This is a genomic window from Micromonospora sp. LOL_024 (assembly GCF_048060415.1).
GTDB lineage: Bacteria > Actinomycetota > Actinomycetes > Mycobacteriales > Micromonosporaceae > Micromonospora.
The window spans coordinates 1-478 of record NZ_JBHMIS010000190.1; the positions used below are offsets into that span (position 1 = coordinate 1).

1 pseudogene is annotated in these 478 nt (G+C 69.5%); it reads left to right on the forward strand.

Annotated features, from left to right (window positions below):
* A pseudogene (locus ACFHWY_RS28830) lies at nucleotides 1-478 on the forward strand (ISAs1 family transposase); the annotation flags it as partial.

The following is a 478-nucleotide window of genomic DNA, read 5'->3' on the forward strand; positions in this document are numbered from 1 at the left end:
CGGCAGGTCAAAGCCCTGCCATGGGCGAAGATTCCGGTCCTGGGCCAGACCCACGACCGTGGACACGGCCGCCATGACATCCGCCGGTTGCAGGCGGTCACCTGTCTCGGCGCCCTCGCCCTGGACTTCCCGCACGCCACCCAGGCCCTACGGATCCGGCGCCGCCGCTACACCCCGGCCACCGACCGCTGGTCCACCGTCACCGCCTACGCAATCACCAACCTCACCGCTGAGCAGGCCGGACCCGCCGAACTGGCCGACTGGCTACGCGGCCACTGGTCCATCGACGTCCTACACCACATTCGCGACACCACCTACCGCGAGGACGCCAGCCGCCCACGGACCGGCAACGCACCCCGAGCCCTGGCCACCCTGCGCAACACCGCGATTAGCCTGCTCCGCCTCGCCGGCGTCACATCCATCGCGCCAGCCCTCCGAAAGAACAGCCGAAACCCGCACCGATCCCTACAACTACTCG